Origin of the sequence: Kitasatospora nipponensis (assembly GCF_039528135.1) — a bacterium.
In the GTDB taxonomy this organism is placed as follows: domain Bacteria; phylum Actinomycetota; class Actinomycetes; order Streptomycetales; family Streptomycetaceae; genus Kitasatospora; species Kitasatospora nipponensis.
Genome location: NZ_BAAALF010000418.1, coordinates 1 through 1,859, shown reverse-complemented (window position 1 = coordinate 1,859; position 1,859 = coordinate 1). Strand labels below are relative to the sequence as shown.

The window sequence follows — 1,859 nt, the reverse complement described above, 5'->3', positions numbered from 1 at the left end:
GAGGAGCTCTTCGAGCGCTGAGCCGGATGACCGCACGACCCGCGATCGCATCAGCGGGTTGTGCCGCAGTGTCTGCGGCGCGTGCAGATCGCGCAGCGCCGCGCGGACCGATTCGGCGAACTCGGTTTGGGAGAGGACAAGTTCGGCCGACTGCTCCTGTGCCGGCCGGGCCGGCGCACCCACCTCGCGGGCCGCGGTGAGTTCGAGCCACTCGGTGAGGCCGGTGCGCCGCCAGTCGTGGACGAAGACTGGGTAGGTGGTCTCCCCGATCGTGTACGCCGCCTCAGCTGCCGGCCAGAAATCCAGATAGCCGAGTGTCGGCTCCCACAGTTCGGCATCCGCGTACGCCCCGACCAACGTCCAGGCGGAGTGGTCACGCGTGAGGATGTCGAGGATCTGACACACAGCGAACAGGGTCAGCGACGGCGATGAGGCCTGCCCACGGTCACGGTCGAGGAAGAACCGCCAGGCCCGTACGTGCTCGCCGGGACGTGCCGCGCCGTGCTGCTGGGTGTACTGCCACATGCTGTCGACGCCCGGATCCACCCCGACGTCCTCGGCGCGCAGGTCGAGGCAGGCGGTGAACCCCCGTGGCTCCCCGTCCGGTCCGCGGAAGACCCGGAAGGCTCCGGGCTGGCGCCGTATCCAGTACGCCACCAGCTCGGCTTGTTCCGCCCCCTGAGCGCGGGTCGTCATCTCGACGATCGGGGCCGTGTCTTGCGGCTGCAGTACATCGATGTGGTGGTCGACGGGCCGTGCGGCCGCGACGTATGCGGCGAGCCTGGTCCGCGGGCAGGTCACGACGATGGCGTCGGCCAGGAGCCGTTGCTGCTCGAGTGGGTCCGGCGCCGAGCGGATCCGTGCGACCAGGTCGGCCCGGACTTGGGTGTGCACCTCGGCGTAACGCTCCGGGTCGCGCCACCGCAGGTCGGCGTCGAGGATGTCGCGGACCGTGTCGTGCAGGAACAGGCCGTACGGACCCTCCTCGACGAACGACAACGTGCGCAGCCACGTGAACAGCTCCCCGGCGTTGTCGCCGAGCACGGATCGCAGGACGTTCTCGGTGATGACGTTGGCGTGCGCGCAGACCTCCAACGCCAGCCGGTGGCGCGGGCCCGGTACCTCGTCCAGGGTGCGGGTCAGCAAACCGCCCACCACATCGGGCAGGTCTGCGAGTGTGCGCGGCGGAACGCCACCGCCTCGCCGCACCGCGTCCACCAGCATGGACAGGGTGAGCGGGTGGCCGTGGCTTATGTCGAGCAGGTGCTCGTGGAGCTCGGCGGGGACGTGCTGCCGCGCCAGGTAGGCGCGACCGTCCTGCGGCGCGAGGTTGCGCAGCGCGACGACCCGGATCATCTCGCGCCAGGCGGGATCGGCCAGCCACGGCGACGAGGGCGGTCGTCGTGCCGCGATGACCACGACCGCGTCGGCGGGCAGCGCGGGCAGGAACTCCTCCCGTACCCAGTCGTCGATCGGGGCGAGCAGTTCGTAGCTGTCGAGGAGCAGCACCGCCCGGCCGCCGATGGAGAGCGCCTGAAGGGAACTTGGGACCGGCGGCACGTGGCGGCCGTCGATCGTGATCGGATCGGCGCCCGCGGTCACGGCGACGTCGGCCAGAGCGTCCAGCAACGCGCTCTTGCCGATGCCGCCGGGACCGTGAAGAAAGAGCACGCCGCCTGCGCCCAGCATCGACCGGAACAGCTCGATCTCTCCCGTGCGCCCCGCGAAGGCTCGCCGTCGGAGTTCCCTCAGCCGCTGCTTGATGATCGTCACACCGCGACACTACCCATCGTCGAACTGCACGTGCTGGCAGCGAACGGCACACGGGCAGTACCGCCCAGAGCCCGGTGATCACGTCG

At 70.3% G+C, this 1,859-nt stretch carries 1 protein-coding gene; it reads right to left on the bottom strand.

The window, feature by feature from the left end; all coding sequences use genetic code 11:
• A partial coding sequence (locus ABD323_RS40800) for an ATP-binding protein (protein ID WP_344447165.1) occupies nucleotides 1-1,773 on the bottom strand: 1,773 nt, incomplete at its 3' end.
• Between the last annotated feature and the right edge of the window lie 86 nt (nucleotides 1,774-1,859).